The 26982-nt window shown below is 31.0% G+C and carries 24 protein-coding genes; 11 read left to right on the forward strand and 13 right to left on the reverse strand.

What is annotated here, in order from left to right:
• Nucleotides 1-94: 94 nt before the first annotated feature.
• From V9L05_RS13150 to V9L05_RS13170, 5 genes are all read left to right on the forward strand, one after another.
• Nucleotides 95-2638, forward strand: coding sequence for a heavy metal translocating P-type ATPase metal-binding domain-containing protein (locus tag V9L05_RS13150; protein WP_338812347.1), 2544 nt, complete (start codon nucleotides 95-97; stop codon nucleotides 2636-2638).
• A 63-nt stretch (nucleotides 2639-2701) separates the two neighbouring features.
• Entirely contained in the window at nucleotides 2702-3379 is a 678-nt protein-coding gene (locus V9L05_RS13155; RefSeq protein WP_338812348.1) for a hypothetical protein, read from the forward strand.
• Between the two features lie 77 nt (nucleotides 3380-3456).
• The gene (locus V9L05_RS13160) at nucleotides 3457-6150 is read left to right on the forward strand and encodes a type ISP restriction/modification enzyme (RefSeq protein WP_338812349.1); all 2694 of its coding nucleotides are present in this window, start codon (nucleotides 3457-3459) and stop codon (nucleotides 6148-6150) included.
• A gap of 79 nt (nucleotides 6151-6229) precedes the next feature.
• A complete protein-coding gene (locus V9L05_RS13165) occupies nucleotides 6230-6436 on the forward strand; it encodes a hypothetical protein (RefSeq protein WP_338812350.1) in 207 nt (68 codons plus the stop codon).
• Nucleotides 6437-6438: 2 nt separating this feature from the next.
• Nucleotides 6439-6936 (forward strand): zinc-ribbon domain containing protein, encoded by a 498-nt coding sequence (locus V9L05_RS13170; RefSeq protein WP_338812351.1) that lies wholly within the window; start codon nucleotides 6439-6441, stop codon nucleotides 6934-6936.
• A 92-nt stretch (nucleotides 6937-7028) separates the two neighbouring features.
• Here V9L05_RS13170 and V9L05_RS13175 read toward each other — a convergent pair whose 3' ends face one another.
• The 3 genes from V9L05_RS13175 to V9L05_RS13185 all read right to left on the reverse strand — a co-directional run bounded on the left by V9L05_RS13175 (nucleotide 7029) and on the right by V9L05_RS13185 (nucleotide 8801).
• Nucleotides 7029-7220, reverse strand: coding sequence for an SDR family oxidoreductase (locus tag V9L05_RS13175; RefSeq protein ID WP_338815422.1), 192 nt, complete (start codon nucleotides 7218-7220; stop codon nucleotides 7029-7031).
• Complete coding sequence (locus V9L05_RS13180) at nucleotides 7217-7792, reverse strand: SDR family NAD(P)-dependent oxidoreductase (RefSeq protein WP_338812352.1); 576 nt, start codon at nucleotides 7790-7792, stop codon at nucleotides 7217-7219. The genes V9L05_RS13175 and V9L05_RS13180 overlap by 4 nt, the downstream gene beginning before the upstream one ends.
• A 112-nt stretch (nucleotides 7793-7904) precedes the next feature.
• Nucleotides 7905-8801, reverse strand: coding sequence for a helix-turn-helix transcriptional regulator (locus tag V9L05_RS13185; RefSeq protein ID WP_338812353.1), 897 nt, complete (start codon nucleotides 8799-8801; stop codon nucleotides 7905-7907).
• Between the two features lie 179 nt (nucleotides 8802-8980).
• On the opposite strand from V9L05_RS13185, the gene gldC reads away from it, so the two are divergent.
• Together gldC and V9L05_RS13195 are read left to right on the forward strand one after the other, a co-directional pair.
• Complete coding sequence (gldC, locus tag V9L05_RS13190; protein ID WP_338792786.1) at nucleotides 8981-9316, forward strand: gliding motility protein GldC; 336 nt, start codon at nucleotides 8981-8983, stop codon at nucleotides 9314-9316.
• A 67-nt stretch (nucleotides 9317-9383) separates the two neighbouring features.
• On the forward strand, nucleotides 9384-11474 hold the full coding sequence (locus V9L05_RS13195) for an AAA family ATPase (protein ID WP_338792785.1): 2091 nt from the start codon (nucleotides 9384-9386) through the stop codon (nucleotides 11472-11474).
• Between the two features lie 86 nt (nucleotides 11475-11560).
• Here the strand turns inward: V9L05_RS13195 and V9L05_RS13200 are convergent, their stop codons facing one another.
• Entirely contained in the window at nucleotides 11561-11737 is a 177-nt protein-coding gene (locus V9L05_RS13200; RefSeq protein WP_338792784.1) for a hypothetical protein, read from the reverse strand.
• Between the two features lie 272 nt (nucleotides 11738-12009).
• On the opposite strand from V9L05_RS13200, the gene V9L05_RS13205 reads away from it, so the two are divergent.
• Entirely contained in the window at nucleotides 12010-13197 is a 1188-nt protein-coding gene (locus tag V9L05_RS13205) for a CapA family protein (protein WP_338812354.1), read from the forward strand.
• An 81-nt stretch (nucleotides 13198-13278) separates the two neighbouring features.
• On the opposite strand, the gene V9L05_RS13210 is transcribed toward V9L05_RS13205, so the two are convergent.
• Both V9L05_RS13210 and V9L05_RS13215 read right to left on the reverse strand, forming a co-directional pair.
• Nucleotides 13279-13593, reverse strand: coding sequence for a rhodanese-like domain-containing protein (locus V9L05_RS13210; RefSeq protein WP_338812356.1), 315 nt, complete (start codon nucleotides 13591-13593; stop codon nucleotides 13279-13281).
• Between the two features lie 108 nt (nucleotides 13594-13701).
• Complete coding sequence (locus V9L05_RS13215; protein ID WP_338812357.1) at nucleotides 13702-14757, reverse strand: glycosyltransferase; 1056 nt, start codon at nucleotides 14755-14757, stop codon at nucleotides 13702-13704.
• Nucleotides 14758-14901: 144 nt separating this feature from the next.
• On the opposite strand from V9L05_RS13215, the gene V9L05_RS13220 reads away from it, so the two are divergent.
• Both V9L05_RS13220 and recR read left to right on the forward strand, forming a co-directional pair.
• Nucleotides 14902-15228 (forward strand): ATP-dependent Clp protease adaptor ClpS, encoded by a 327-nt coding sequence (locus V9L05_RS13220; protein ID WP_338812358.1) that lies wholly within the window; start codon nucleotides 14902-14904, stop codon nucleotides 15226-15228.
• 204 nt (nucleotides 15229-15432) lie between these two features.
• Nucleotides 15433-16032 (forward strand): recombination mediator RecR, encoded by a 600-nt coding sequence (gene recR / locus V9L05_RS13225; protein WP_338812359.1) that lies wholly within the window; start codon nucleotides 15433-15435, stop codon nucleotides 16030-16032.
• A gap of 1 nt (nucleotide 16033) precedes the next feature.
• Here the strand turns inward: recR and V9L05_RS13230 are convergent, their stop codons facing one another.
• The 7 genes from V9L05_RS13230 to V9L05_RS13260 all read right to left on the reverse strand — a co-directional run bounded on the left by V9L05_RS13230 (nucleotide 16034) and on the right by V9L05_RS13260 (nucleotide 23744).
• Nucleotides 16034-16546, reverse strand: a complete 513-nt coding sequence (locus tag V9L05_RS13230; protein WP_338812361.1) for a histidine phosphatase family protein — start codon at nucleotides 16544-16546, stop codon at nucleotides 16034-16036.
• 138 nt (nucleotides 16547-16684) lie between these two features.
• Nucleotides 16685-17605 carry a PspA/IM30 family protein gene (locus tag V9L05_RS13235; protein ID WP_338792777.1) on the reverse strand — a complete coding sequence of 307 codons (921 nt, stop codon included), beginning with the start codon at nucleotides 17603-17605 and terminating at the stop codon, nucleotides 16685-16687.
• 292 nt (nucleotides 17606-17897) lie between these two features.
• Nucleotides 17898-18302 carry a J domain-containing protein gene (locus V9L05_RS13240; protein ID WP_338792776.1) on the reverse strand — a complete coding sequence of 135 codons (405 nt, stop codon included), beginning with the start codon at nucleotides 18300-18302 and terminating at the stop codon, nucleotides 17898-17900.
• A 319-nt stretch (nucleotides 18303-18621) separates the two neighbouring features.
• Nucleotides 18622-19269 carry a ribulose-phosphate 3-epimerase gene (rpe, locus tag V9L05_RS13245; protein ID WP_338792775.1) on the reverse strand — a complete coding sequence of 216 codons (648 nt, stop codon included), beginning with the start codon at nucleotides 19267-19269 and terminating at the stop codon, nucleotides 18622-18624.
• Between the two features lie 81 nt (nucleotides 19270-19350).
• Complete coding sequence (gene rny, locus V9L05_RS13250) at nucleotides 19351-20952, reverse strand: ribonuclease Y (protein ID WP_338812364.1); 1602 nt, start codon at nucleotides 20950-20952, stop codon at nucleotides 19351-19353.
• A 552-nt stretch (nucleotides 20953-21504) separates the two neighbouring features.
• Complete coding sequence (locus V9L05_RS13255) at nucleotides 21505-22863, reverse strand: ergothioneine biosynthesis protein EgtB (RefSeq protein ID WP_338812366.1); 1359 nt, start codon at nucleotides 22861-22863, stop codon at nucleotides 21505-21507.
• 185 nt (nucleotides 22864-23048) lie between these two features.
• Nucleotides 23049-23744 carry an ATP-dependent Clp protease proteolytic subunit gene (locus tag V9L05_RS13260; protein ID WP_338792771.1) on the reverse strand — a complete coding sequence of 232 codons (696 nt, stop codon included), beginning with the start codon at nucleotides 23742-23744 and terminating at the stop codon, nucleotides 23049-23051.
• A gap of 244 nt (nucleotides 23745-23988) precedes the next feature.
• On the opposite strand from V9L05_RS13260, the gene V9L05_RS13265 reads away from it, so the two are divergent.
• On the forward strand, nucleotides 23989-26961 hold the full coding sequence (locus V9L05_RS13265) for a type ISP restriction/modification enzyme (protein WP_338812369.1): 2973 nt from the start codon (nucleotides 23989-23991) through the stop codon (nucleotides 26959-26961).
• Nucleotides 26962-26982 lie beyond the last annotated feature (21 nt).

The following is a 26982-nucleotide window of genomic DNA, read 5'->3' on the forward strand; positions in this document are numbered from 1 at the left end:
TAAAAACCACCCAAAAAGCTGATAAACTTCATTTTTTAAGCCCTTTTTAAAAGGTAATTTTGTAGAGTAAAATCAAAATATATCTCTACCAATTATGGCTACCTTACTAGAAAATCCGATACAGGAACATACACAAGCAAATAAAAAAATAAAAAAGTCTGAAAAAACCCCTTGTTATCATTGTGGCGATGATTGTCCTTCAAATCCAATTGAGTTTGATGAACATGATTTTTGTTGTACAGGCTGCCAAACGGTATACGATATTCTGACAAAAAATGGATTAGATAATTATTATAACCTTGAAAAAACAGGAATTGCGCCTAGTTCAATTATAGAAAATCCAGAACAGTTTACTTATTTGGATAATGAGGAATTGATGCGCCAACTTGTCGATTTTACAGACGGAAATTTTACACGCATTACCTTCAAATTACCTCAAATTCATTGCGCTTCTTGTGTTTGGCTTTTGGAAAAACTACCTAATTTATTTGAAGGTGTGCAAGATTCAAAGGTCAATTATTTGCGTAGAGAGGCAAGCGTTAGTTTTTATAGTAAGACCATTTCGCTTCGTATTTTGGTAGAAAATCTGACAAAATTAGGTTATTCGCCAGACCTAAAACTAGAATCTAAAAACAAGAAAAAAACGGATAATTTGCCTCCTAATTTTCTGCTTCGTTTGGGAGTTGCAGGTTTTTGTTTTGGTAACTTGATGTTGCTTAGTTTTCCCGAATATTTGGGTTTACCGATTGTAGAAGATGATTTTCCTCGTTTTTTTGGGTATCTTAATATTTTATTATCACTTCCAGTTTTGCTTTTTAGTGGTGCTAATTATTTCAAAGATGCTTTTTATGCCATCAAACATAAAACTCTTAATTTTGATATTCCAATTGCGCTAGGAATAACAGCTCTTTTTGGTAGAAGTATTTTCGAAATTATAAGTCAAACAGGTGCAGGATATTTGGATTCTTTGGCTGCCTTGATTTTCCTTCTTTTGGTTGGACAATGGTTTCAACGTCGTACTTTTGATAGCATTTCTTTTGAAAGAGATTATCAATCTTATTTTCCTTTGGCTGCTCTTTTGGAAGTTAATAATGATCTAGAAAATGATACGAATAATAAAACTACAAAATCAATTTCATTGTCTGATTTAAAAATTAATGATATTGTAATTGTAAAAAATGGACAACTTATTCCTGCTGATGGCGAGCTTTTGGAAGGAAAAGCTCAAATTGATTATAGTTTTGTAAGTGGCGAATCTGAACCTATAAAATGCAAAAAAGGGCAGCGTTTGTATGCAGGAGGAAGGCAATGGGGCGAACCGTTGCGTATAAAATTACTCAAAACAGTTTCTCAAAGTTATTTGATGCAGCTTTGGAACAGTGATACATTTGATAAAGACAACTCAAAACTTCTAAAAAATTTAACGCAGCGTTGGGGCAGAAACTTTACGATTTTTGTTTTGTTGGTTGCTTTTGGAAGTGCTTCGTATTGGTTGTATGCCGAAGGTTGGCAGATTGCTATTAATGTTTTTACTTCAGTTTTGATTGTGGCTTGTCCGTGTGCTTTGGCTCTCAATGCGCCTTTTGCTTTTGGAAATGCTAGACAGATTTTGGCGAAAAAGTTGTTTTTCTTGAAAAATACAGATTCTATTGAAATGTTGGCTTCTCAAAAAGCGCATCTTATTTTTGATAAAACAGGAACTCTTACGACCTCAACTCCGAGTGCAATTTGGAAAAGTATTCAGAAAAATGAAGAATTAACTATCGAAGACAAACAGGCTTTAGCTGCTTTGGCTTCTTATTCTTTGCACCCAATTAGTAAGGCAATTTATGCAGCCATTTCAGAGTTTGGAGAAGGAATTATTTATGATTTTGAAGAAAAAATAGGAGCAGGAACGCAAGCCAAAATTCAGAATCCTAAAAATAAAATAGGTTTTGATACTTGGAAAATTGGAAATGCTAATTTTGTAGGAATGAATAATCGTGTGTTCAATTCCTCAGAGTTGAACAGTATTAACGAGAACCAAAAATCAGTTGTTTTTGTAAGTAAAAACGATGAAGTAAAAGGTTATTTCGAACTTCTGAATCCATTGCGAGAAAATAGTTTGAATCTCTTACAAGAATTTAAGAACCAAAATTTCGAACTTTCTTTGCTCTCAGGCGATACAGAGCGTGAAAAAATGCGTTTTGTGGATATTTTTGGAGAAAAAAACATTCACTTCAATCAAAAACCAATAGACAAACTAGAGTTTTTGAAAAATTTAAAGACAACTAAAACAGACGAAAATCAATCTATTTTTATGATTGGCGACGGACTTAATGATGCAGGAGCATTAAAACAGTCTGATTTCGGAATTGCCATTAGTGAAAATCAAGAACAGTTTTCGCCTGCCTGTGATGCCATTTTGAGAGCCGAATCTTTACCAAAACTTGCCAAATTTATGTGTTATGCTCGCCAGACAATTTGGGTAGTTCGTTTTGGTCTTTTGATTTCGCTTTGTTATAATTTGGTTGGACTTAGTTTTGCTGTAAGTGGAACACTTTCGCCTATCGTGGCTGCTATTTTGATGCCTTTGTCTTCGATTACGGTAGTAGGAATGGGCGTGTTTTTGACTTGGTTTTTGGGTAGAAAATTGTGACTTTTACGAAAAAAAACCTCAACGATGGCTTTATGCCTCGTTGACGGTTAAACATAAATTTATATGAAATCATTTTTCATTCTGCTCAGAAATATAACTTTATTAGTTTTCCCTTTTTTGCTAATGATACTCATAAATGAAGCTGTCAGACCAACCATAACAGAAAAATCGTTTCAAGAAAAAGGAATTATAGCTATTAATTCAGTCATAAAATCCCCTAAAAAATGTTCGTGGGCGTGTCATAACATAGAAAATTATTGCAAAGAAAATCACGTCAAAATTCTTCAAAATTACTTTCCATTTACTGACCCAATTTATTTTGGAGTAATTCGTTTTTTACAATCTACTGGAAAATATAGAGGTGCAAATATCATAGTTTTGGTGATTTTGATTCCTCTCTTGATGTATTTTTTGCTAATCAAATCATTGTCTTTACCAAGCCAAATCAAAAAAGCTCAATCTTTAAGACAAGAAAATACACTCTTTTTTATCTTGATGAATAATTCTATAAACAGTTTTCTAACTGATTTTATAGCAAAACTTTATTTCTATTGTACTGATTTTATTATCAATCTTGCCAATATTTTAGATTTATCGTATTACGAAATTAACTTTTTTATTTTTTGTATAATTTATCCTGTTCTACTTTTAGGATTGGTTTTTACTTTTTGTATTCAGAAAATTAGGTTGATAAAAATAAAACTCTACGCTCTTCGACAAACTAACCACAAAATTCACTAAAAATAGCTAAATGTTTTGTAGTTTTGTCTTTAAACTTTACTACAAAAATAAGATAGAATTAAAGGAAGCGTTTTTTGATGAATACGGAGAATAAAAATACTGAACTCCCTAAGTTTTTTGCAGTTGATAACTTAACAGAATCTTTGCAAAACGAATTTGATAAAAATAAAATTCGTCAGCAGGTTGCTTATCGTACTTTAGGTGCTTTTGCTTCTGAGTTTCATAGTCTTCCTGATGAGAATTTACTCAAAACGGCTATTCTGTCACATCAAATTGTATTTCCTTTATTAGAAAATTTATTTTTTACGGAAGATTCTACTAGTTCAGACCCTAATTTTTTTATAAAATCAGATGTTGTTTTTCAAAAATTAGATGCTTTTTCTGTTTTCTTTAAGAATGGTTTTTTAGAGCAATGGAAAAAATATTGTTTGTCATTAAAAGAAGTTTCATTTAATTTTTCTAAAGCCGAAAAAGAACAAATTATTGTCTATTGGCAACGCAAATTTGAGGTTGGTGTTGCTCCTTTAGAATTTTCAAATTTTATTCAGCAATCTATCGCCAATCTTGAAGCTCCTTCACTCTATCAAGGTACTTTTTTTCAAGATATTCAGCCTTCTGTGGGTCAATCTTATACGTGTACGCTTTCTATTTGGTCGTATTATTTATGGAAAACAAGTCTAAATAATGGAGGTAAAAATGGAAGTAATTATAATACACCTCCTATTTTTTGGGCAAACGCAGCTTATTTTGTAGATGTTCCAAAACAAACTCTACTTTTTGGTTCTCAAGAAAGTGAAGCTCAAGATTTTTACCGTTCAATTGATTCTAGTTATCATATTATTGTCGGAAACTCTTTCAAAACTAGTCAACAAAATCAGTTAATTTGTTCTGAAAAAAATAAAAATAATGACGAAGTAAATTTTGCAGCCATTGATAACCGTGTCATGGCAGCTTATACACCTATTTATGAAAAAAATGCCTTTTCTCCTGTGCCTTTGCGTTTTGTGCGTTGGGCAACTGACAGACTTACTGACAAAGGTGTTATTGCTGTTTGGCTTCCATCAGTTGTCTTGCATGCGCCTACCTATGAGGGTTTTAGAAGGCGAGTGCAGGCAGAATTTGATAGTATTTATGTGATGGATTTGGAATACAAAAATGTAGAAAAAGAAAACCCTAGCAATATTGTAGAAGAAAAAACAGAGTTATCAAAAGACAGTACGAAAGACTTTAGTGCAAAAGAAAACGAATCGGCTTTGCTTTTTTTGGTTCGTAAGAATAAAAATAATTATTCAAATGGTTTTCGTTTGGCACATTTGCGTTCTCAATGTCCTGTGTTTTATTGGAAATCTACTAAGCCTTACAAATCTTTAAAAAACTTTGGAGAAGCTCTTTCTCGCACACAATTTCAAAATTTATCGTTCAAAAAAGTAAGTCAGGCTGTAAATTATTGGATTGCACTTCCCGAAGATGATTTTTTGGGTTTTATGCCTCTTTCTCATAAAGTTACCCAAACAGCACAGTTTGCAGATGAAGAAACGGCTCTTTTCAAATGGGCATCTCCTGCACTTCTGACAGCTAGAGATGAGTGGATGTATGATTTTGATAAAACTAATTTAGAAAAAAAAGCAAATTATTTTAGTCAGAATTATGAAGAAGAGCGTCAAAAGTGGCATAATTCTGACCAAAGCGAACTCTTGCAAAATTTCTTAGGTGTGAAAAGCACAACCAATCCGACAGATAAAACTAAGATAAAATGGAATGCCGAACTAATGCAACGTCTAAAAAGAAATGAAAGCACCAATTATGATTCATTTAAGATTCGTGAGGCTTCTTATCGTCCTTTTGTAAAGCAGTTTGTTTATGTAGATGAGGTAATTACGCATCGTCCGTATCAACAATTTCGTTTTTTTCCACTTCAAAAAGAACAAACACCAAATCCGACTATTTGTGTAACAGTTCATAAGCAAGTTCCTTTAGTAGTTCATGCAACCAATTTTATTCCTGATAATGGCTATGGTGCAAGAGCAACACATACATTTGCAAAATACTTTTTTGATGAAGAAACAAAAGAGTTTAAAGAAAATATTACTGATTGGGCATTAGAGCAGTTTCGTCACCATTATTCTTCCAAACCTGTAAAATTTAAAGCAAAGAATTTTAAGGAGTTGAAAAAGAGTTTGCAGTCTATGAAAGACAATCAAGAAGAGGCAAGAACACTAACCAAAGACACTATTTTTGCTTATATCTATGCCGTTTTGCACTCACCAGAATACCGTAAAAAGTATCAAAAAATACTTCATACCGAACTGCCACGAATTCCGATGTATGAAGATTTTTGGAAGTGGGCAACTTGGGGCGAAAAACTATTAAATCTGCATCTCAATTATGAAGATGTTACAATTTATCCTTTAGAGCGAGAAGAAAAAGAAGATAATGAGGAAGAACAAACAGAGAATAAATCTAAGAAAAAGGCTATTTTGAAAGCTGATAGAGTTCGCAGCTTAGTTTGGATTGATGAAACTACCTATCTGAAAAACATTCCAGAAGAAGCATGGCACTATCGTTTGGGTGTTAGAAGTGCTTTAGAATGGGTTTTGGAACATCACAGCGAACGAAAATTAAGAGATAAAACTGTAAAAAAAGCTGTTGAAGAAGATGTTTTTACTACGTATTCCTTTGATAATCAAAAAGAACAACTCATTGAGCTTTTGAGGAAAGTTTGTAGAGTAAGTGTGGAAACTGTGGAGGTTTTGAGGGAGATGGAGGAATAGCCATTTATATAGAAAACTAAAAATTACATTATTACGTTTTATTAAAAATAATACTATATTTCGTTTAAATAATAAAATTATGACACAATTAACACTTCAAATTACGGATAATAGCAAAATGGAGTTTCTTTTAGAACTTCTCAAAAGAATGGAGTTTGTAGAGTTTGTTTCTTGTCAAACGCAAGAAAATTTAGTAGAAAACGAGAACTTTGATGTAGAGCAATTTATAGATGACATTTACCAAGAAAGAGAAAAATCAAAGCAAGAACTTAGTAAACAGAAATGAAGATGGCAATTTCTGAAATGGAAAAAGTAGATAAAATTCAATACAATCACTATAAGGATTTAAAAATTGATACATATAATAGTTTTATAGATAGTAATTTTGATTGGGCTTGTGATATTTGTTTAGAAGATAAAAAAGCAATTAAAGCAAACCCTAGTTTGCAAAATTACTCTTGGAATCCGAATTATGCCTATTATGACTCCCATCTTAAATGTAGAAATTGCAATTCAGATTTTATTTTTTCTAAAGAGGAAAAGAAATATTGGTTTGAAAGTTTAAAGTTTTGGATTGATTCAGTACCTGTTCATTGTATAATTTGTAGAAAAAAAATCAGACAATTAAAACTTGAAAATACTATGCTGTCTGATATTCTAAAAAAAGATGAAACTGATATTAGTTCAGATGAATTAAATAAAATTATTGAAATTTATACAAATTGGGAAAAGGAAGAACGAGTAAAATATTATCAAGCAATTTTAAAAAAAAGAATAGCTCATTGAATCCTTGGGTAAAAACCGAAATTCAAATTTAAAGATACAAAAGTCTTCATTCTAGTAGAATGAAGACTTTTGTATCTTTATCAAAAACAAAACTAAATCATTTGTCCACCCGAAACTTCAATACGTTGTGCATTTACCCATTTTGCATCCTGTGTACACAAAAAAGCAACCACACTTCCAATATCATCAGGTAAACCTACACGTCCTAGAGCTGTATTAGCAGCAATAAAAGCATTTACATCAGCATTATCTCGTACAGTTCCATTACCAAAATCTGTTTCTATTGCTCCAGGGCAACTACATTTACTCTAATTTTTCTTTCCCCCAATTCTTTTGCTTGATATTTAGTAAGAGTTTCGATAGCTCCTTTCATAGTAGCATAAATAGAATATCCTGCTAAAGCAATACGTGTCAATCCTGAAGAGATATTAACAACTCCTCCTCCATCATTCATAATTAGCAACATTTTTTGAGTAAGAAAAACGACTCCTTTGAGATGAATAGTTGATAAAATATCAAATTGTTCTTCAGTAGTTTGAGTGAAAGCAGTATGAATTCCTATGCCTGCATTATTGATTAAAAAATCTATTTTTGAAGAATTAAAGTCATTTTTTAGAGCTGTTTTTACATTCTCTGTAAAAGAATCAAAACTTTTAATTTCTGCTACATTTAATTGAAGTGCAACAGCTTTTTGTCCGATTTCTTCAATTTGTTTTACTACTTTTTGAGCTTCTTCTTTGTTGCTATTGTAGGTCAGAATAACATCAATTCCTTTTTTAGCAATATTTATTGCCATATCTTTTCCTAATCCACGACTTCCACCTGTTACTACTGCGATTTTTGTTTGATTTTCCATGTGTTTGATTTTTTATAAATGGTTTTGAATAAATTACCTTACAAAAGTAGCAGGAAAAAAGAGCTAGTGGTTATTACAAATCAAACCAAAAGTTACGAAAATCAAATCTCTATTAACTATTTCTAAATTGAGTAGGAGTTTGATGAAGATGTTTTTTGAAAAAATTATTAAAATGAGTTGTTTCTTCAAAACCTAATGAAAAAGCAATTTCTGAAATATTCCATTTTGTATGTTTTAATATTATTTTGGCTTCTTGCAAAACACGTTTTGCAATTAGCTCAGAAGTAGTCATCTGTGTAGTTTCTTTCAATGTTTTATTCAAATAATTGACATGAATAGCTAATTGATTGGCAAAATCAGAAGGTGTTTTGAAATTAATTTTCTGAAATGTATCTTCAATAGGAAATTGTCGTTCTAAAAGTTCTAAAAATAAATTCGAAATTCGCATAGCTGCATTTGTATGTACTTCTGTTTTTTGAGCAGGATACATTCTGATAGCCTTATGAACAATTTCTAAAACTAAACTTCTCAATACATCATATTTGTATTCGTAATTTGAATTTATTTCTTTAAACATTTTATCATAAATCAATGAAAAAGCTTTAACATCTTCATCAGAAATAGAAAAAACAGAATTTCCACTTGGATTAAAAACAGGATAATCTTTTATATTTCCATAATTATGAAAAAACTCTTCTGTAAAAACACAAAAAAAACCACTCAAATTTTCTGTTAGAGGATTCCAGTCATAAGGAATGTGAGGACTAGCAAAAAGTAAAGTATTATGTTCAGCTTCAAAGGTCTTATCAGCATAATGTACTCTATTTTTTCCTATAATTACACTGATTTTGTAATAATTTCTTCTATTATAGGGAATAGGTTTTGAATTTTTCCCTGAAAATTCATCTATTTTGAATACATTAAAATGTCCGACTTCATAACGCAAAGAAGGTGGAATCGGATATGAAGTACACTTATAAAAATCGTCAATATTCATTGTTTTTTCCATAAATCAAAGTTACAAAAATGAAATATAATAAATTGGCTGCTTTTTGTAGTTTTAAGGAATTATATGAAAATTAAATTAGTAATCAGGTTGATTATAATAGAGTTTATTTTTTCGTAAATTTGTCTTCATTATTCGCCGTTGCTTGTGTATTCATGAGCAACATCATATAAAACAACAAAATGAAACAATCTGAAATCCGTTTTAGTATAGAATTAGATGACAAAGACCTTCCAGAAAAGATATTTTGGAAAGCAAGTGATTCTGGACAGCAACTTGAAGAAGCAAAAGCGATTGCTTTAGCTATTTGGGATGGTCATGAAAAAAATTGTCTTCGCCTAGACCTGTGGACAAAAGACATGCCTGTCGAAGAAATGAAAGGTTTTAGTATTAATATTTTGGGTGGAATGGCAGATACGCTTCTGCGAGCTACCAATGACGAGTATATGGCACAAGAAATTCATCAACTTTGTGAAAAATTAGCTCTTTACTTGAAAGAAAGCCAACAAAATACGTAAACGTAATAAACTCCAATGCCGTTGTTGGTGTTGTAGCACAGCCGACACCAACAACTAAATTAATTTTATGATTTCAGTACGAAAAAATCCAAATGATGTTCCTGCTATTTTACAATCTCCAGCAACTGAAAAAGTTATTCAGACAGTTTTGGAGATAGGAAAGTTTGTGGGGTATCCTCGTCTGGATATTCTGATGCATGAAGATGTTTTGGGCAAGCTTCTTGAAATTCATTATAACAAATGTGCCTTTTGTGAAGTAGGAATTTCTATTGAAGAATCAACTGCTTTTCTGACTCATTATCGTCCACCAGAACTGTATTATTGGTTAATTTATGAATGGACAAATCTTTTACCTGTTTGTGAAGAATGCAAACTCTATGAAGATAGTCAGTTTCCAATAATGAATAAGCACAAACGAGTAAAAACTCCACCAGAAGATAGAACTCTTTGGCGTGCCAGTTCAGATATTCATTTGGCAGAAGATCCTCTTATTATCAATCCCGAATTAGATGTTCCTGAAAAATATATTGCCATTGATAGAGAAGGAAATTTACAGCCTATAAAAAGAAATTTGCGTGCAGCTTCTACTATTACAGCCTATAAAATAAATATGGGTTCGTCAGCAGTAGCTCGTCATCGAATTATACGTGAAATTACTCAAAAACTCTATCAAGCTGCTACTGACCTTTTAGAAAAAACAGTTCGTTATCCAGCACCACTTTCACTATTACGAGAGCATTTTGAGCCTGTTTTGACAGAATTAAATGCAATGGCTGCACAACGAACGCCACATGCTATGTTGGGTAAAAATATGCTTTTCAATTTTGAATATTTTTTTATTGAAGAGTGTGAAGATTTTGAAGTGATGCGTGTTTTGGAGCAAGTTCAAGTTCATTTTATAGAAACAATTACACCTTTCTTGAATATTGATTTTCCAGAAGAGCAGCGAGCAAGTGAAGACAATACGCTTATTTTGGAGTCTATGTTTATCAAAAATATACGCTGTTTTGACAAACTATCTATTGATTTGCCTCATATTCATACAAAAGAGAATATTACACTTATTGTAGGAACAAATGGAACAGGAAAATCTACAATTTTGCAACTTATTGCATTAGGTCTTTCCAATATTCCTAAACCTCCAATTAATTATGGCTGGGAAAATGTCGTTCATGGCAATAAAGACGCAGGACATTTAGTATTGCGTCTACAAGGTTTTGGAGAAGAAGTAAATATTAAGTTTAAGATTGATAAAAATGGAGTGATGAATACAGGAAGTCATCGCCGTTATTTTGAAATAATACGTGAAAACTTATTGATTCTAGGATACAGTACTGGAAAAAGAGGAATGAAAAATTATGATTTTCAACATCGTACTTTTGCACCTATTGCTTCTTTATTTGGTGAAAATGGCTTTTTAAAGAGTGAAGACGACCATAGTACCTATTTTTATATAGAAAATAACATTGAAGCCATTCGAAAAATAGTTAATCGTTTGCTTTCTCCTCCTCAAAATATTGCAGAGAGTGACCAAGATGAAAAGTTAGAGCAAGGACTTTTAGGATTGAATAAAGATGGAGATTTTATTTTTCAAACTTCTGCTGGAGAAGCTCTTATTTCGGCTATGTCAGACGGTTTTCAAACTGTCTTTAGTTGGATTTTGGATTTATGTGTACGAGCCATTCAACATCCTTTTGATTTACAACATCCAGAAAGTATACAAGCAATTGTTTTGATTGATGAAATTGATGTGCATTTAAGTCCTAATTTGCAGCGCACACTTATTCCTCGTCTTTCAGAGGTTTTTCCTAATACACAGTTTTTGGTAGGCACACAAAGTCCATTTATGATTCAATCAATGTCTGCTAATAATGTTATTTCTTTAGAATGGGAAGATGAGCGAATTATTGCTCACCCTCTTTTGATGGAAGGAATGCCGTGGGCTTGGACAATCAGCGAAATTTTGGCTCGTCTTTTAGGAAGTGTAACCGAAATTTCGCCTATTATGGATGATTATCTGACTGAATTATCACAAGCTATTGGGAAAAATGACAAGCTCTATGCAGAGCAATTGTATCTAAAAGTAAAAAATGCGCTCCCCAAACTAAGTCCGTATCACGAGTATTTAGAAATAATAGCGAAAGACTATTTTGAATAATTATTAATGTTGAATTACGAATGAATAATTACTTTTTGTTCTCTTCATTTTAATTCGCTTAACATTTATATATAATTATATTTAATTTAATAAAGAAATTCTTTTTGATTGAGTAAATAGCTTTCATTTACCCATAAAATAGCACGGTGTTCGTCGTCAAATTTGCGAATCCATTTGAATCCTTTTTCTTTAAGTTGTTTCTTGTTTTTTGAAAAAAATGCAGTTATTTTCCCTTTTTGGTCTTCTGTGGCAATAAAAATCATTTAATTAGTGTTTTAGAAAAATTGAAGCACAAATGAGTAAGTAGTTATATCTTTTATAAAGACAGACATAAATTCTTACTTCTTGTCAGTTAAATTACTGACACAGTCAATATACGAAATTTTATTTGTTTTTACAAGCTATAACCAAATTAAATTTTTATTAATGTATAATTAACGTTTTTTGATTTTTATTAATCAATTATTTCTGACTAATTTTATATTTAAAATATTATTATTTATACTCACTATAAAAAATCATTCCCCTAGTTTTTATGAAAATTCAAAAAATTCTCTTTCTCATTTTTTTCCTTCCTGCTATTAGTATTTCTCATTTTGGTTGTAGCCAAACAGATTATAAAGCAACTCAAAATTTAAATAGCACAAATGATTCTTTAGCTCTTATTAATGACTTGACTGATTCCTTAAAGCTAAAACTGAAAGATAGCCTGCTTTCCTCTGTAGCTGATAATTCAAAAAAACAAACTCTTCAAATTATTGGAGTGGGAGATATGATGTTTGGAACAAATTTTCCTTCTGCTGCCCATTTACCACCCAACGAAGGTAAAAATTTGATTGCAGAAGTAGACTCAATCCTAAAAAGTGCAGATATTACTTTCGGAAATTTGGAAGGTGTTGTTTTAGATAAAGGAGGACAAGTAAAACACTGTTCAAATCCTGCTGTTTGTTATGCTTTTCGTATGCCTGAAAAGTTAGTTGAAGATGTATTGAAACAAGGTGGATTTGATGTAGTCAGTATTGCAAATAATCATGTAGGCGATTTTGGCAATGAAGGACGAGAAAATGGTAAAAAATTCTTAGAAAGTATTGATGTAGAATATGCAGGTCTTACTTCGTCTCCTTATACAATGTTTGAAAAAGAAGGAATAAAGTATGGCTTTGCAGCCTTTGCTCCTAATTCTGGAACAATGGATATTAGAGATATAAAAGCAGCTGAAGCAATTGTAAAAAAATTAAATGATTCTTGTGATGTCGTTATTGTTTCTTTTCATGGGGGAGCAGAAGGTAGAAGTAAACAGCATATTACACGAAAAACAGAAACTTTTTATGGCGAGAATAGAGGAAATGTGTATGCTTTCTCACACACAATGATTGATGCAGGAGCAGATATTATTTTCGGACATGGGCCTCACGTTACTCGTGCTATGGAAGTGTATAAAGATAGATTTATAGCTTATAGTTTGGGAAACTTTTGTACGTATGACCGTTTTAGTTTGCGTGGAGAAAGTGGACTTGCACCAATTGTGAATTTGAAAGTTGATAATGAAGGTAAATTTATTTCTGGACAGATTACACCTATTATTCAGCTTGGGCGTGGAGGAGTTACACTTGACAAACAGAAAAGAGTAATTCCAATTATTCAAAATCTCAATAAAACAGATATTCCAGAAGGAATCATTGAAATAACTGATGAAGGAGAAATTTTAATCAAAAAGAAATAATTAAAAAAACGGTATTTGAATTCAAAAATCAAATACCGTTTTTATTTTTAATTATGATTGTCTTTTATATACCTTCTTTCTTCAAATCTTTCCGTTCAAACTAGACCAGCCACCACCATTATAGACATTGGTATAACCTTTTGATTGTAATAAACTTTTTGCACTTCCACTACGCATTCCAGATGCACAACAGGTAATAATAATTTGATTTTTGTCTTTAAACTGTCCAAGTTGATTTGCTAAAGTATCTAAAGGAATATTTTTAGAATTTTGAATGTGTCCTCCTGTATATTCACCTTTCGAACGAACATCAATAATAATCGCTCCTTCTTTTAAAAGAGCTTTGTAATCTGTTGGAGTTGATGAACTAAATAAATTTTTAAGTGTGTCTAACATAATTATATATAATTTTAGAGTGTATAAAAATAAATTGAATACAACAAAGTTAGTGTCTTCTTTTTATCAATTTGGTAACAGAAGTTACAGAAGCTAAAACAATTAAATTTATTTTTTTCTGTTTTTCCAAGATTGCCAACGGTTCAAAATAGGCTTTACTGTTGAGTTAAAAGGGAAAGAACGCAATCTAAAGGCTTTTGAAAGGCTACTTTTTTTTGTGGAACTTAGGTAAGAAGACAAAACAGAATTATGAAATTCTTTCTTAGAAATAGGAAGGTCAATGTTTTTAGATAAAAGCTCTGCCCAATATTCTCCTAAAAGGTCATTAAAAACGAGTTTATTATAAATTTCTATTTCTTGATTTTTAGAATGAAGCAGTTCTAACCAATGCTGTACTTTTTCAAAAAAAGAAATATTATTTTGCTCAAAATCCATATTTCCTATTTTTTTATGAATGATTAATTCATCTTGATTGGCATAAATTCCTAATTCTTCTAATTGATTTTTATAAATTTTCAATATATTTCTACTTGCTGTTTCTTTTTGGGTTTGACTAATATTATTTTCGTGAATTCTGTATTTTACTAGAGATTCAGCCAAATTTATAACTCTAGTTTTTTGTGAAATACGTATCCAAAGGTCGTAATCTTCTGTTGGTGGATAGTTTTCTCTATATTTTAAATCTGCAAATTCTTTTCTCATCATGATAGAAGACTGAGCAAATTGATTAAAAAAGAGCAGTTTTGCAGGAATTCTTTCTGGACGATGTTCTAGTTGCCAAGCTCCTTTGATTGTATTTTCCTCGTCAATAAGTGTAATCCAAGAACCTACCAAACCAAATTCATTATTTTTATCTAAAAAATCAACTTGTTTTTCTAATCGTGTTGGTTCTGCATAATCATCACAATCCAAAATGGCAATATACTTTCCTTTGGCTTCATCAAAAAGACGATTACGAGTATAAAAAATACCTTTATTTCCATCGTTCTCTAAAAAATGAATACGAGTATCTGGATACGATTTTACGATTTCTGCACTTTTATCGGTTGAGCCATCATTTATAATGACTAATTCAAAATCAGTATAAGTTTGATTTAAAATGCTTTCAATAGCCATTTTGAGAAATTTTTCTCCATTAAAAACAGGCATTACGACGCTTATCATATTCAATTGCGAATTAAAAGTTACGAACTAAAATACTATTACTTTCTTTGCTTTTTACAAAAATAGCTTAAACTTTATTCTATCTCAAACATTATTTATGAATAGAATTTCTATTCACATACAGAATTAAAATAAATCGTTATTATGAAAACCATATACGCCAATCAAAAATCTACTCCTCAAAGGAAACAACTAACAGAAACATTAATTGAAACACTTACTGAGTCGGAAGAACAACTAGATGCTTCTTTAGAACGTGAGTTAGTTCTTTTCAAAGATGAAAAAAATGAGCTAGACTATATTATCAAAACACTTATTCAAGTTTGTAAACTCTCTTCTGGAGATGCTTTTGATGTAGTCACAGAGGCAAATGCAAAAGGACACTCAACTATTACAACAGGTACATTCAATGAACTCAAACCACTTCGGAAAGCTGTTTGTGATAAAAATATTTGGGTAGAGATTTTATAATTCATCTATATACACCCACTAAAACAGCTTTCAAAGCTGCTCTATTTTATGTATTTTTGTAAGCTATTTTTGCTATGAGAGTATTAAAAAAAGTCTTTTAAAATATAACTAAAGCTATAGAGATTACGTTTTTTGCAGTCAAAATATTCTATTGTTTTTAAATGATGACTGTTTACTAGTAACTGAAAAACTGATAACTGAACTATGAATTATCCCTCCAAATTAGTAGAAGATGCTGTAAACGAAATTTCTCGTTTGCCAGGTATTGGTAAAAAATCAGCTTTGCGTTTGGCTCTGCACTTGCTTAGACAAGAAATGCAAGACGTAGAAGAACTCACTAAATCATTAATTGCTCTTCGTGAAAAAACAGTGTATTGCAAAAAATGTCATACTATTTCAGATACAGATATTTGTAGTATTTGTAAAAGTCCGAAGCGAGATGAAACACTGATTTGTGTAGTAGAAGAAGTTCCTGATTTGCTGGCTATTGAAAATACGGCTCAATATAATGGATTGTACCACGTTTTAGGGGGAGTTATTTCGCCTATTGAGGGAATTAGTCCGTCAGATTTGAATATTGATTCTTTACTAGAACGCACACAAAATGGCGTGAAAGAGGTTATTTTAGCTCTTAATGCTACAATGGAAGGGGATACAACAGCTTTTTATCTCACTAAAAAGCTAAGAAAACAAGGGGTAAAAGTCAGTGGAATTGCTCGTGGTGTTCCTATTGGAAGTGAACTTGAATATACCGATGAAATTACATTGGGAAGAAGTATTGCCAAACGAATTATGTTTGATTAATTTAGAGAGTAACTACTTCAAAGCCATTTTCTGGAACACGAATTTCTTCTATTTTGCCACTTCCTCGTGTTATTTCTGTCCAATTTTCTACATCAAAAGAAAAAATAACTAAACTACAAGGACTTAGAAATCCATAATCTTTTTCTGAAAGTAAATAAATTAGGGCAGAAACAGCGGGGTTGTGATTGACCAAAAACAAATTATTGATATAGTTATCATCAATTTGATTGATAAAACGTAGCAAATCTACTTCTGAACATTGATATAAATCTTCTTCTATTTGTATTTGAGAAGGAGCATAGTGCATTCCGTTGGCAATAAGACGAGCCGTAGTTTGCGCTCTAACAGCAACACTACTAACAATCTTATCTACTTCAAAATTTTCTTCACGTAAAAGTTGTCCCAAACGCATAGCATCTTGAATACCATGTTCGGTCAGTTTTCGTTTTAAATCTGGGTTTGAAAGACTATAGCCTTCCGTTTGTGCATGACGGAGTAAAAATAGTTTTTTCATAATAAAATAAGTAGGCTAGGATAATATTTGATAATAATTTTACTTGAACTAATTTCACAATAAAAAGATAGTATTGTAAAAATCCAAGATACAAATAATTGTTTAGTTAGTCAAATATTTTAAGACATTGATTCTATTTTAGTCATCAAAACCTTCTTTTCTAATACGCAAACGTGGACGTTTTGGAGGAATACTTTTTTCAACTTTATTGAAAGTAATATTTTTCTTTTCTTCTGTGCTTGTAGCATTATTTTCTTGCTCATTTTCTGAATAAGAACCTATTTTTTTTGTGACAGTAGTTGTATTAGCCTCTTCTATCAATTCCTCTGTCGTTTTAGGTGATGCTTTCATTTTAGCTTTTAATTGTGCTAGAGCGTCTTGTGGAGTAGGTAATTCAGGCAATGCTGCTGCATTTTTACCCAATACTTTATCTACTTCTTTATCTACATCGCTATCATTAATGGCAATATCTTCATAGGATTGAGCTAATGCTTCCTGCTCTTCTACTTTCATTTTCATATCGTCTAACATATCACTCATACTGTTTTTGCTAAGTGAAGACATGCGTTCGTTAAGACGACGGCTCGTTTCAGAAAGGCGTGAGCGAACTTTAAGGGTTTTAAGTTCGCCTTCCCACGTATTTATCTGGGTACGGATTTTTTGAATATCAATCTCTAGCTTACGAATCATGTTTTCATAAGCACGTAAGTTTTGCTCGTTTGCAGAAGAAACTCTCAAAATTTGGTCTTTTTGCCCAAGTGCTTTCAGAGCATAACGATCAGCTTCATCCATAGTAATATCACCTTGTTCTGCTTTGCCTATAAATTGCATCGCTCTCTGTTCGTATTGGTCTGCTGCTCGGTGTGCTTGCTGGACATCTCTTTTTGTACGAATAGCTAATGCTTTCATTTCAGCAAGACTTTTCATGCTTTCAGCAAGGTCTTGTTTCAAATCCTTTATAGATTGTTCTGTGAGCGCAACAGGATCTTCTACTTTATCAAGTTTGGCGTGTGCTTTAGCTTTTCCAACATTAAAAAGACGTTTAAAAAATATCCACATATAAAATAACAAATAATAATAATTTAGAATAGGGAAAATGACCTTGGAAGAATTACAAATTAAAAATTATGAATTGAAAGATGGTGTAGGTCAATCATGATTTTAACTAATAGTAACTTATTTAATTTTGATATCCTACTTCATTCTAATCCATAAAAAAGGTCTTATCCTTTTGCAAACGTTATAAAAGTAGCAATAGTTTTTGATTAATTTTTAATCCTTACAATCTTTACAGAATAAATTTTTGAAGGGCTTTAACTTATCAACTTATTTTCTAGTTTAAATAATCATTTTATTTCTCATATTTCTTTTTAAAATAAGAATAGGCTTCATTTACTTTTTGAGATTGCTCAACTGCCCAACGTTGTTTTTTTGGATCTGCTTGGTGACGGTCTGGATGATATGCTTTCATTAGTTTTTTATAAGCTGTCTTGACTTGCTCATAAGAAGCTCCTTCTGAAAGACCCAAAGTATGATAATAAATTCTTTCTTTTGGATTGGCTTTAGGCGCAGTAAACTCATACTCTGTATCAAATTCACTAGAATAAGAAGTAGAATCATTATTTCCTAAAGAACCAAATTCTTTTTCATATTCATCTTCAATAGCTTTCATATAATCATCATCTGAAAGTCCATTTTTCTCTAAGAAATCATTAGTAGTAGAGCGAATAATATTTTTTAATCTGTCAAAGAGCATAGTTTTTTATTTTAAAATGATGTTGTTGGTGGAGACACCAACAACGGCAGAGGTAGTTTAATATAAATAAGCAATAAATTGATATAATTTCAATAGTAACGAAAGAAATGCTACAAACGTTTTCAGAAAGTTAGTTGAGAGAAGCGCATAGAAATTTCATTTTCAATTAAAAATAATCAAAATTATTGTATTTGTTAGAATTTTTTGAAATAAAACTACTTACTAGGAAAAGGCAAGCCATACTACTGTTATTTAAAAAAATAGTAGGGTACAGTATGCAAGCCATTTTAGCTTCGCTGACTTACAGTTCATTACAAATCTAAACTAATGATTTTATTCTACTGATTGTTTCCATTGGGTCAGGAGAAGAAAATACAAAATTACCTGCCACCAATACGTCTGCACCTGCATCGACAAGTTTTTTTGCATTTTGTGCATTTACACCTCCATCGATTTCGATAAGAGCTTTTGAGCCTGTTTTTAAGATTAATTCTTTTAACTGACTTACTTTTTTATAAGTCTGTTCGATAAATTTTTGCCCACCAAAACCTGGATTTACAGACATCAAACAAACTAAATCTGTTTCTTCAATCACATTTTCTAATTGAGAAATAGAAGTATGAGGATTTACTGCAATTCCTGCTTTACATCCTAAATTACGAATTTGTTGAAGGTTTCTATGTAAATGTTGACAGGCTTCAATATGAACAGAAATTGTATTTGCTCCTGCACGAGCAAAATTATCTACATATTTTTCAGGATTGACAATCATCAAATGAACATCTAAATGTTTTTTTGCGTGTTTTGCAATCGCTTCACAAACAGGAATACCAAACGAGATATTTGGCACAAAAACACCGTCCATGATATCGATATGAATCCAGTCAGCTTGACTTTTATTGAGCATTTCAACCTCGTTTTGAAGGTTAGCAAAATCAGAAGCGAGAATAGAAGGAGCGAGAAGCATAAATAAAGTTAGATTTTAGAAGTATGAAATTAGAAGTAATACAAATTTAGAAATTAAACTTCTAAAATCTAATTTCTAAATTTATTTAGCATAATGTACAGCTCGTTTTTCACGAATAACTGTAACTTTTACCTGCCCTGGGTACTGCATTTCAGTTTGAATCTGTTGTGAAATTTTGAATGCAATTTCATCGGCTTTATCGTCCATTACATTTTCAGCATCAACAATAACACGCAATTCTCGTCCTGCTTGAATAGCATAACACTTATTTACGCCATCATACGAAGTAGCTAGGCTTTCTAAATCTTGCAAACGTTTAATATATGATTCCATTGTTTCACGTCTTGCCCCTGGTCTTGAACCCGAAATAGCATCACAGGCTTGAATAACAGGTGAAAGCATCGAAGTCATTTCTATTTCATCGTGGTGCGCTCCGATTGCATTACAGACTTCTGGGTGTTCTCCATAACGCTGAGCGAGTTCCATTCCCAAAATAGCATGTGGTTTGTCTGGATCTTCAGTACAAACTTTTCCAATATCATGTAAAAGTCCTGCACGTTTGGCAAGTTTTACATTTAAGCCCATTTCAGTTGCCATAGTGGCACAAAGACGAGTAACTTCCTTAGAGTGTTGTAATAAATTTTGTCCATACGAAGAACGAAAACGCATCTTTCCAACCAATTTTATTAGTTCTAAATGAAGTCCGTGAATTCCTAATTCGATAACAGCTCTTTCTCCTAATTCGATGATTTGCTCTTCTAATTGTTCTGTTGTTTTGGCAACAACTTCTTCAATTCTTGCTGGGTGAACTCTTCCATCAGCTACCAAACGATGCAAAGAAAGGCGAGCTATTTCTCTACGAACTGGGTCAAAACCTGAAATAGTGATTGCTTCTGGCGTATCATCAACAATAATTTCTACTCCTGTTGCAGCTTCTAAAGCTCTGATATTTCTTCCTTCTCTACCAATAATTTTCCCTTTTATGTCATCACTTTCTAAATGGAAAATAGACACACAATTTTCGATAGCATGTTCAGTTGCTGTTCTTTGGATAGTAGAAAGAACAATTCTTTTGGCATCTTTAGTGGCTGTAAGTTCTGCATCGCTCATTATTTGACGAATTTTGGCAGTAGCCAATGTATGTGCTTCTTTTTCTAAAGACTCAATGAGTTGAGTTTTGGCTTCTTCGGCAGAAAGTCCTGACACTTTTTCTAATAAAACAATTTGTTCCTTTTCTAAACGATTAGCTTCTTCAAACTTGGTTTCGACGGCTTCCATTTTTTTATACAAATCATCTTTTCGCTGTTGGTGCTTATTGATTTCTTTGCCTAAAAGTTCTTGTTCCTTATTTAGAGAAACTTCTTTTTCTTTTAATTTTAATTCGATTTGTTGGAAACGCTGCTCTTGTTTTTTGAGTTTGGCTTCTTGAGAAGCTACATTTTTTTGTCGTTTGTTAGACTCTCTTTGATGTTCTGCTTGAAGTTTCAAAAAGTGATCTTTTGCAGATAATTCTTTTTCTTTTAAAAGATTTGCAGCATCTGCTTTTGCAGTTTGCAAGATTGATTTGGCTTCGTTTTCTGCTTTTTCTTTTAGGCTTGTCAAAACTTTAATGAGCAAAAAACGCCCTATCAAAATTCCTACAACCAAAGCTACAATAGCCGTAATTGTGATTTCAAGATACATTATATATATTTTCTTTAGATTGAATGAATGATTAAAATGATTTTTTAAGTAAATAAAAAAACATATTCATTTCTCTAAAAAAGAATAAATAATCAATACTACTAATACAAAAACAAAAGTCTATAAAAAGTTTATAGATAAAGTCACATACGCAAAATGGTTCGAAACCCTACGGGTTTTGAGAGACTAAAATGCTCAAAATTAGTTTTTATTTTTATGTATAGTAAAAACTTTAAATTAATTTTATGTATTAATTTCTGTAAATCAATTAATTATATTAAAATTCAGAATCGCTTTATTTTGCTATATATAGAAAATCATTTTTATTTTTTTGAAATAATTTGTTAAAATTAATCGTAAAAAATGATTTTGTTGAGTCGTAATGGTCAAGATTATTTCTCTTTTATTAGAGAAAAGTAAATCTAAATTGAAGATATTCTAAATTTTTATTTAAAATGCCCAAACAATTTGATTATACAATCTACAAATTTAGCTTAGATAAAACGATTATGAAAGTAGTTTTTTGGGTTTTTTGATAATTTTTTAAAATAATTACTTTACCAAACGTATTCCTGTGTATTGCCAACGTTTGTCAGCATGGAAAAAATTACGATACGAATACCTTGAATGATTTGGAGCAGTTGCTTCTGAACTTCCACGCAAAACAAGCTGATTTATCATAAATTTTCCATTGTATTCGCCTAATGCTCCTTCATCCTTTTCAAAATTTGGATAGGGTTGGTAGGCAGAGCGTGTCCATTCCCAACGTTTGCCCCACTCAAAAAACTCATTTGCAATTTCCCACTCATGTTCTGTTGGAAGTCGCATATTTCTAAACTGTGCGTAGGCTTCAGCTTCATAAAAACTGATATGACATAAAGGCGCATCTAAATCTAGTTGTTGCAATCCATTTTCTGACTGATTAAAATCATAATACAACCACTCATTATTATTATCTGTATCTTCTTTAAACCAATATAAAGGCGAATTTAATTTATTTTGATTGACAAAGTCCCAACCTTCTGCAAGCCAGAAGTTAAAATTTTGATACCCTCCTGCATCTATAAATTCTAAATATTCTCCATTGGTTACTAGAGTTTTAGAAATTTCAAATTGTTCTACAAAAACACGATGAACACCTTTTTCATTATCAAAATAAAATTCGTTATCAAAATAAAATTCATTTTCTAAATTATTATCAGTTTCATTTTTTGATTGGAAACCAATTTGATAAATTCCCTCTTTTATTTTGATAAAATCTTTATTGCTATTTTCTTCTTTTGCTTCAAATACTGTAAAATCTTCAATTGGCATCTTTACAGCAGGAAAAAGTGGGTTATTTCCCAAAACATATTTTATATCAGTAACCAATAATTCTTGATGCTGTTCTTCGTGATTAAGACCAATGAAAAGACGTTTCTTTATTTCTAACTCGGTTTTATCATCAAAATTATTTTTCTCATTATCTTTCTGATTATTTTTAATGAGTTCTTCAAAAAATAGTGAAATTGAAGCATTTACATACTTTCTATATTCATAAATTTGCTTTGTTGTCGGACGAGTAAGGTTTCCTCTATCGGTTCTGAATACTCTTTTGCCAACTGTTTCATAATAGCTATTGAACAAATAGTTATAGTCTTGGTGAAAAACTTTATAATCTTTGAGATAAGGAACAAGCAAAAAAGTTTCGAAAAACCACGTTGTATGTGCTAAATGCCATTTTGTAGGGCTTACATCTGCCATTGGCTGAACTACAAAATCTTCTGGTTCTAAATCTTGACAAAGTGAAAGCGTTCTTTGTCTAGTCTTTATGAATTTTGAATGTAGGTTTTTATAAAACAGGGAAATATCATTGGTAGAGACACCAAAAACGGCAGAAGGAATTGCAGGATTTTCTTTTGTAGTTTGCATAATTGAAAGTATGTTTCTAAATATTTTTTAGGTATTTTGCTTTTTTTAAATACTACCAACTTTGGGAGAGTTTTGTTTAAAAAAACAAGATGAAAATTTTCTATAAAGCAAAAAGACATTACATTCTAAAGAAAATAGAATATAATGCCTTTCCTAACTAATCATTAAAAGTTAATAACTAATCACTATTTGTCTTTCTTACGCTCCAAAACTTCGTCAATTAAGCCGTATTCTTTTGCTTCTGGTGCAATCATCCAATAATCACGGTCAGCATCTCTTTCAACTGTTTCATAATCTTTTCCACTTGCATCAGCCAAAATTTGAGTTAGTTCTTTCTTAACAATCAAAATTTGTTTTGCTGTAATCTCAATATCAGATGCTTGTCCCTGAATTCCTCCCAATGGTTGGTGAATCATTACACGAGCATGAGGAAGAGCTGTACGCTTTCCTTTTTGTCCAGCCGTCAATAACACAGCTCCCATAGAAGCAGCTAAACCAGTACAAAGTGTAGCTACATCAGGACGAATATATTGCATTGTGTCATAAATACCCAAACCTGCATAAACAGAACCACCAGGGCTATTTAAGTACATCAAAACGTCTTTTTCGTGGTCAGCAGACTCTAAAAATAAAAGTTGAGCTGTTACAATATTTGCAACTTGGTCATCAATAGGCACTCCCAAAAAGATAATTCTGTCCATCATCAAACGAGAGAAAACGTCCATTTGAGCAACATTTAACTGACGCTCTTCGATGATATAAGGAGTAAAGTTTGTGATACTTTGTTTGGCATAACCCTCTAAAGTAGTTGTAGGAATACCCTGTGCTTTGTGAGCGTGCTGATAAAAGTCTGTATTATGAAATTTCTTGTAATCAAACATATAAAAATGGTTTTGTATATTAAGTAAATAATTTCTTGATTTGTCTTGTTGTTTATGCTTATTTTTACTAAAATAAAGCCGTTGTTTCACTAACTGACAAATAGACAGTTATAAGAAAAAAAAGTTAATTTTGTTTGATTTTTTTACTAAATCTGCAATTTTATTTGGATATTAAACACTTTTACAAGCGATAAGTTTATTACAAAAAGCAGTGTTTTTGTTTTTCTTTTGTTAAAATTTTAAAATGAATTTTCCTCTATTTCCTTTCTTTAAAACTTATTTCCCTTCGCTAAATTTAGTGCAGTTTTCAGCTACACACTTTCAAATTTGGGACAATCAGCATGTAATTTGGGCAAAAATTGAAGTAAATGAAAATTTAGAAAAAGAGAGTTTCAAAATTACGTCTATTCAACAGAAATCAATTTTGATAACTGATTATAAACAACTTAATAAAGAAGAAATACAATTTTTAGAAGATGTTCATAATTTGTCAATAGAGTTTTATCAAAAAATAAGTCCACTTTTAGGACAAGTTAAAAAGGATTTTATAGAACGAAAAAAAGAAATTGAAAATCAGTTTCGAAAAGGTTTTTCTACAAAACAAAAAGAAGATTTACAGCCTATTATTCAGCTTTTGGAAGAAGGTGGACATTCAATTTATTTACTTTCTGAATGGATTACAATTTTTGAGTTTTGGAAAACCATTTATGCAAAAAGTAATTTTAAAAAATCATTCTTTCAAAGACAGGAAATTTTAAAATCAATAAATAATTTTCTAACTAGATTTTCTAACAATTCTCATAAACTAAAAATTCCTGCTTCTTATCTTGAAATAGAGCGTTTTGTAAATGATTTTTCTCAAAAAAATAAGATAAAGGAAAGCGAAGTTTTGTTGTATGGAATTTTTAATGGAATACGAAATGAATTTTTGAATCATAATCTTGAAAGTCAGAAGGCAAAACTAGATTTTATTCCAATTATTCAACAAAAAATAAATCAAATTAAGCCTAAAAGGATTTTGCTCAATGATAATGAAATTTTAAAGTCATTAGAGTTTAATAGTGAAGAGTTTAAAAAGAAAACACTCTTCGGAACTTATGAAAGTTTTTTCGATTTGCTTTTGTCTTTTTCTACTCAAAATGAAACTTCTCAATTTGGATTTGAAGCAAAGAAACCAATTTCACAAGTGGGCATTTTTGGTCTTTCGAAAAATTCAGAACTTATAAATAGAATAGAAATAATTGATTATGAGTTAATTATCTTGAATGCTGATACTCAAAATTTTCATTCTATAAAAGAAATTTTACTTTTCCAGTCTCTAACCAAAAAAGAAAAACAGCTTTTTGCTTCCATTCAAAATGCCTTTAAATCTCTTTCAGAAAAGGGAATTTTATTTGTTTGTTTGAATGAAAATCAGAATGATTTTATAGCGAAAAAGTCACTTTCTTCTCTTCGTCGTTTGTTACAAGAGTGGTTTGAAAGAATTGAAATTTATGAAACTAGAACTAAAAATGAAACTACTTTAGGACTATTTTTTTATAATAAAACAGAGCTAGAAAAAGGAGTTTTCTATTCAGAACTAAGTAAAGACAAAATTCATTTTACGACTAATTTTCTGCTTGGTAGCTGGAAACCGAAACCAATTTTGTCAGAGTATCAAAAACTTATTCCTGTCATTGCTTCAAAAGAAAACAAAAATTCTCTTTTTAAGATATATTTTAGAGCTATTCCAACACAGAAAATCGAAGATTTTATTCAATTAAATTCTGAGGTTTTTTCTAAAAAAGAAAATAATCTGAAAATCAAAGTAAAAGAATTTATTCAAAATTACAATCAGCAAATTATAAAGTCAGAAGAACAGGAAAAGAGTAAATTAGAAAAAAAGAAAACCATTTTAGTTTCTAAATTAGCTGCAAATACACTTTTTGAAAAAGATACTATAAAAGTGATTGAAGAAAAGATTGAGAAAAAAGTTGAAGGAAAAATAAATCATAAAACAGAAAGTAAGCTATTAGAATTTGATGAGAAGAATTTAGTTGAAACACAACTTTCTGTTTTTGATGAAGGTGTTTGGTATTATGAAAAAAGTGTCTTTGAAAACTTTTATAGTTTGGATAAAATTTTTCCAAACCGAAAGCAAGGTGAAAATATCCTTATTTTTTGGACAAATACTTCAAATGGAGGTGAAGTTTGGGCAACTGATAAGCCAATTCCACCTAGTTTTTTGAATGATATTTTACCAAATGCGTATATTTTCCCTTTTTATTTTTATGAAAAAACTGAAAATGGAATCAAGAAAAAAATCAATTTTTCAAAAAATACACTTCATAAATTCAGAAGAGGATATGCAGTAGCTTTTGAAAAACGAGTTGAAAAAGTAGAAGAAGCTATCCAAACTTTATTTGACTTATCCGAATTTGAATTTTTGCAAGTCAATCAAGAATTAGCCTTTGAATTACGGGCTTTGTCTAGTATAATAGATAAAGATGAAAGCAAAATGACAAAAGAGTTGAAGGAAAATTTGCATCATCCAGAAACAAATACGTACATACAATTTGAGCAAATCACACGAGTTTTTACAAACACAAAACGAACTTTTGAAAGATTAGAAAATAAAGCAGCACGAAATAAAGAAAGTTTCGAAACACTAAGAAATTATTTTCAAGAATCAGAAAAAGCCATTGATTTTATAGAAGATTATTGGGAAAAACTAGAAGCAGAAGAAGCCAATAATTTTGTAGTTCCTACAGAAGAAAATATCACTAGTAAACTCATTTTAGGTTACATTTTTGCCGTTTGGCAGCGTGATATTTTCAAATCTAAATACAAAGAAGAGCTAAAAAATGAAGCTCCACGGATTCCGATTTATAAAGATTTTCATCATTTTGCCAATCAAGGAGAGTTTCTTTTACAAAAATACCTAACTCCAACTAGTAACAAAATTGAGTTTGAGATTGTAGAGGTTTTTGAAGAAAAAATAAGTAAAACTAAGCAATTTTCTAAAACTTGGTTTGTGAAAGAAAATACCATTTGGTACGACAAAACTACTTTTTTACAGTCTGAAACAGACTTAGATTTTGATAAAATCAAGAGTTTTCAAATAAATCAAAAATCATTTTTAGAACTTGCTTTAAAATATTTGAGAAAAAATAAAGTAGATTTGAATGAAGGAAAACAGATTTTGGAAAACGTAATTGAGTTTGCAAGTAAATTTTAAATATTGCAGTTGGTTGTTTGT

The organism is Bernardetia sp. Wsw4-3y2 (assembly GCF_037126295.1).
Taxonomy (GTDB): Bacteria; Bacteroidota; Bacteroidia; order Cytophagales; family Bernardetiaceae; genus Bernardetia.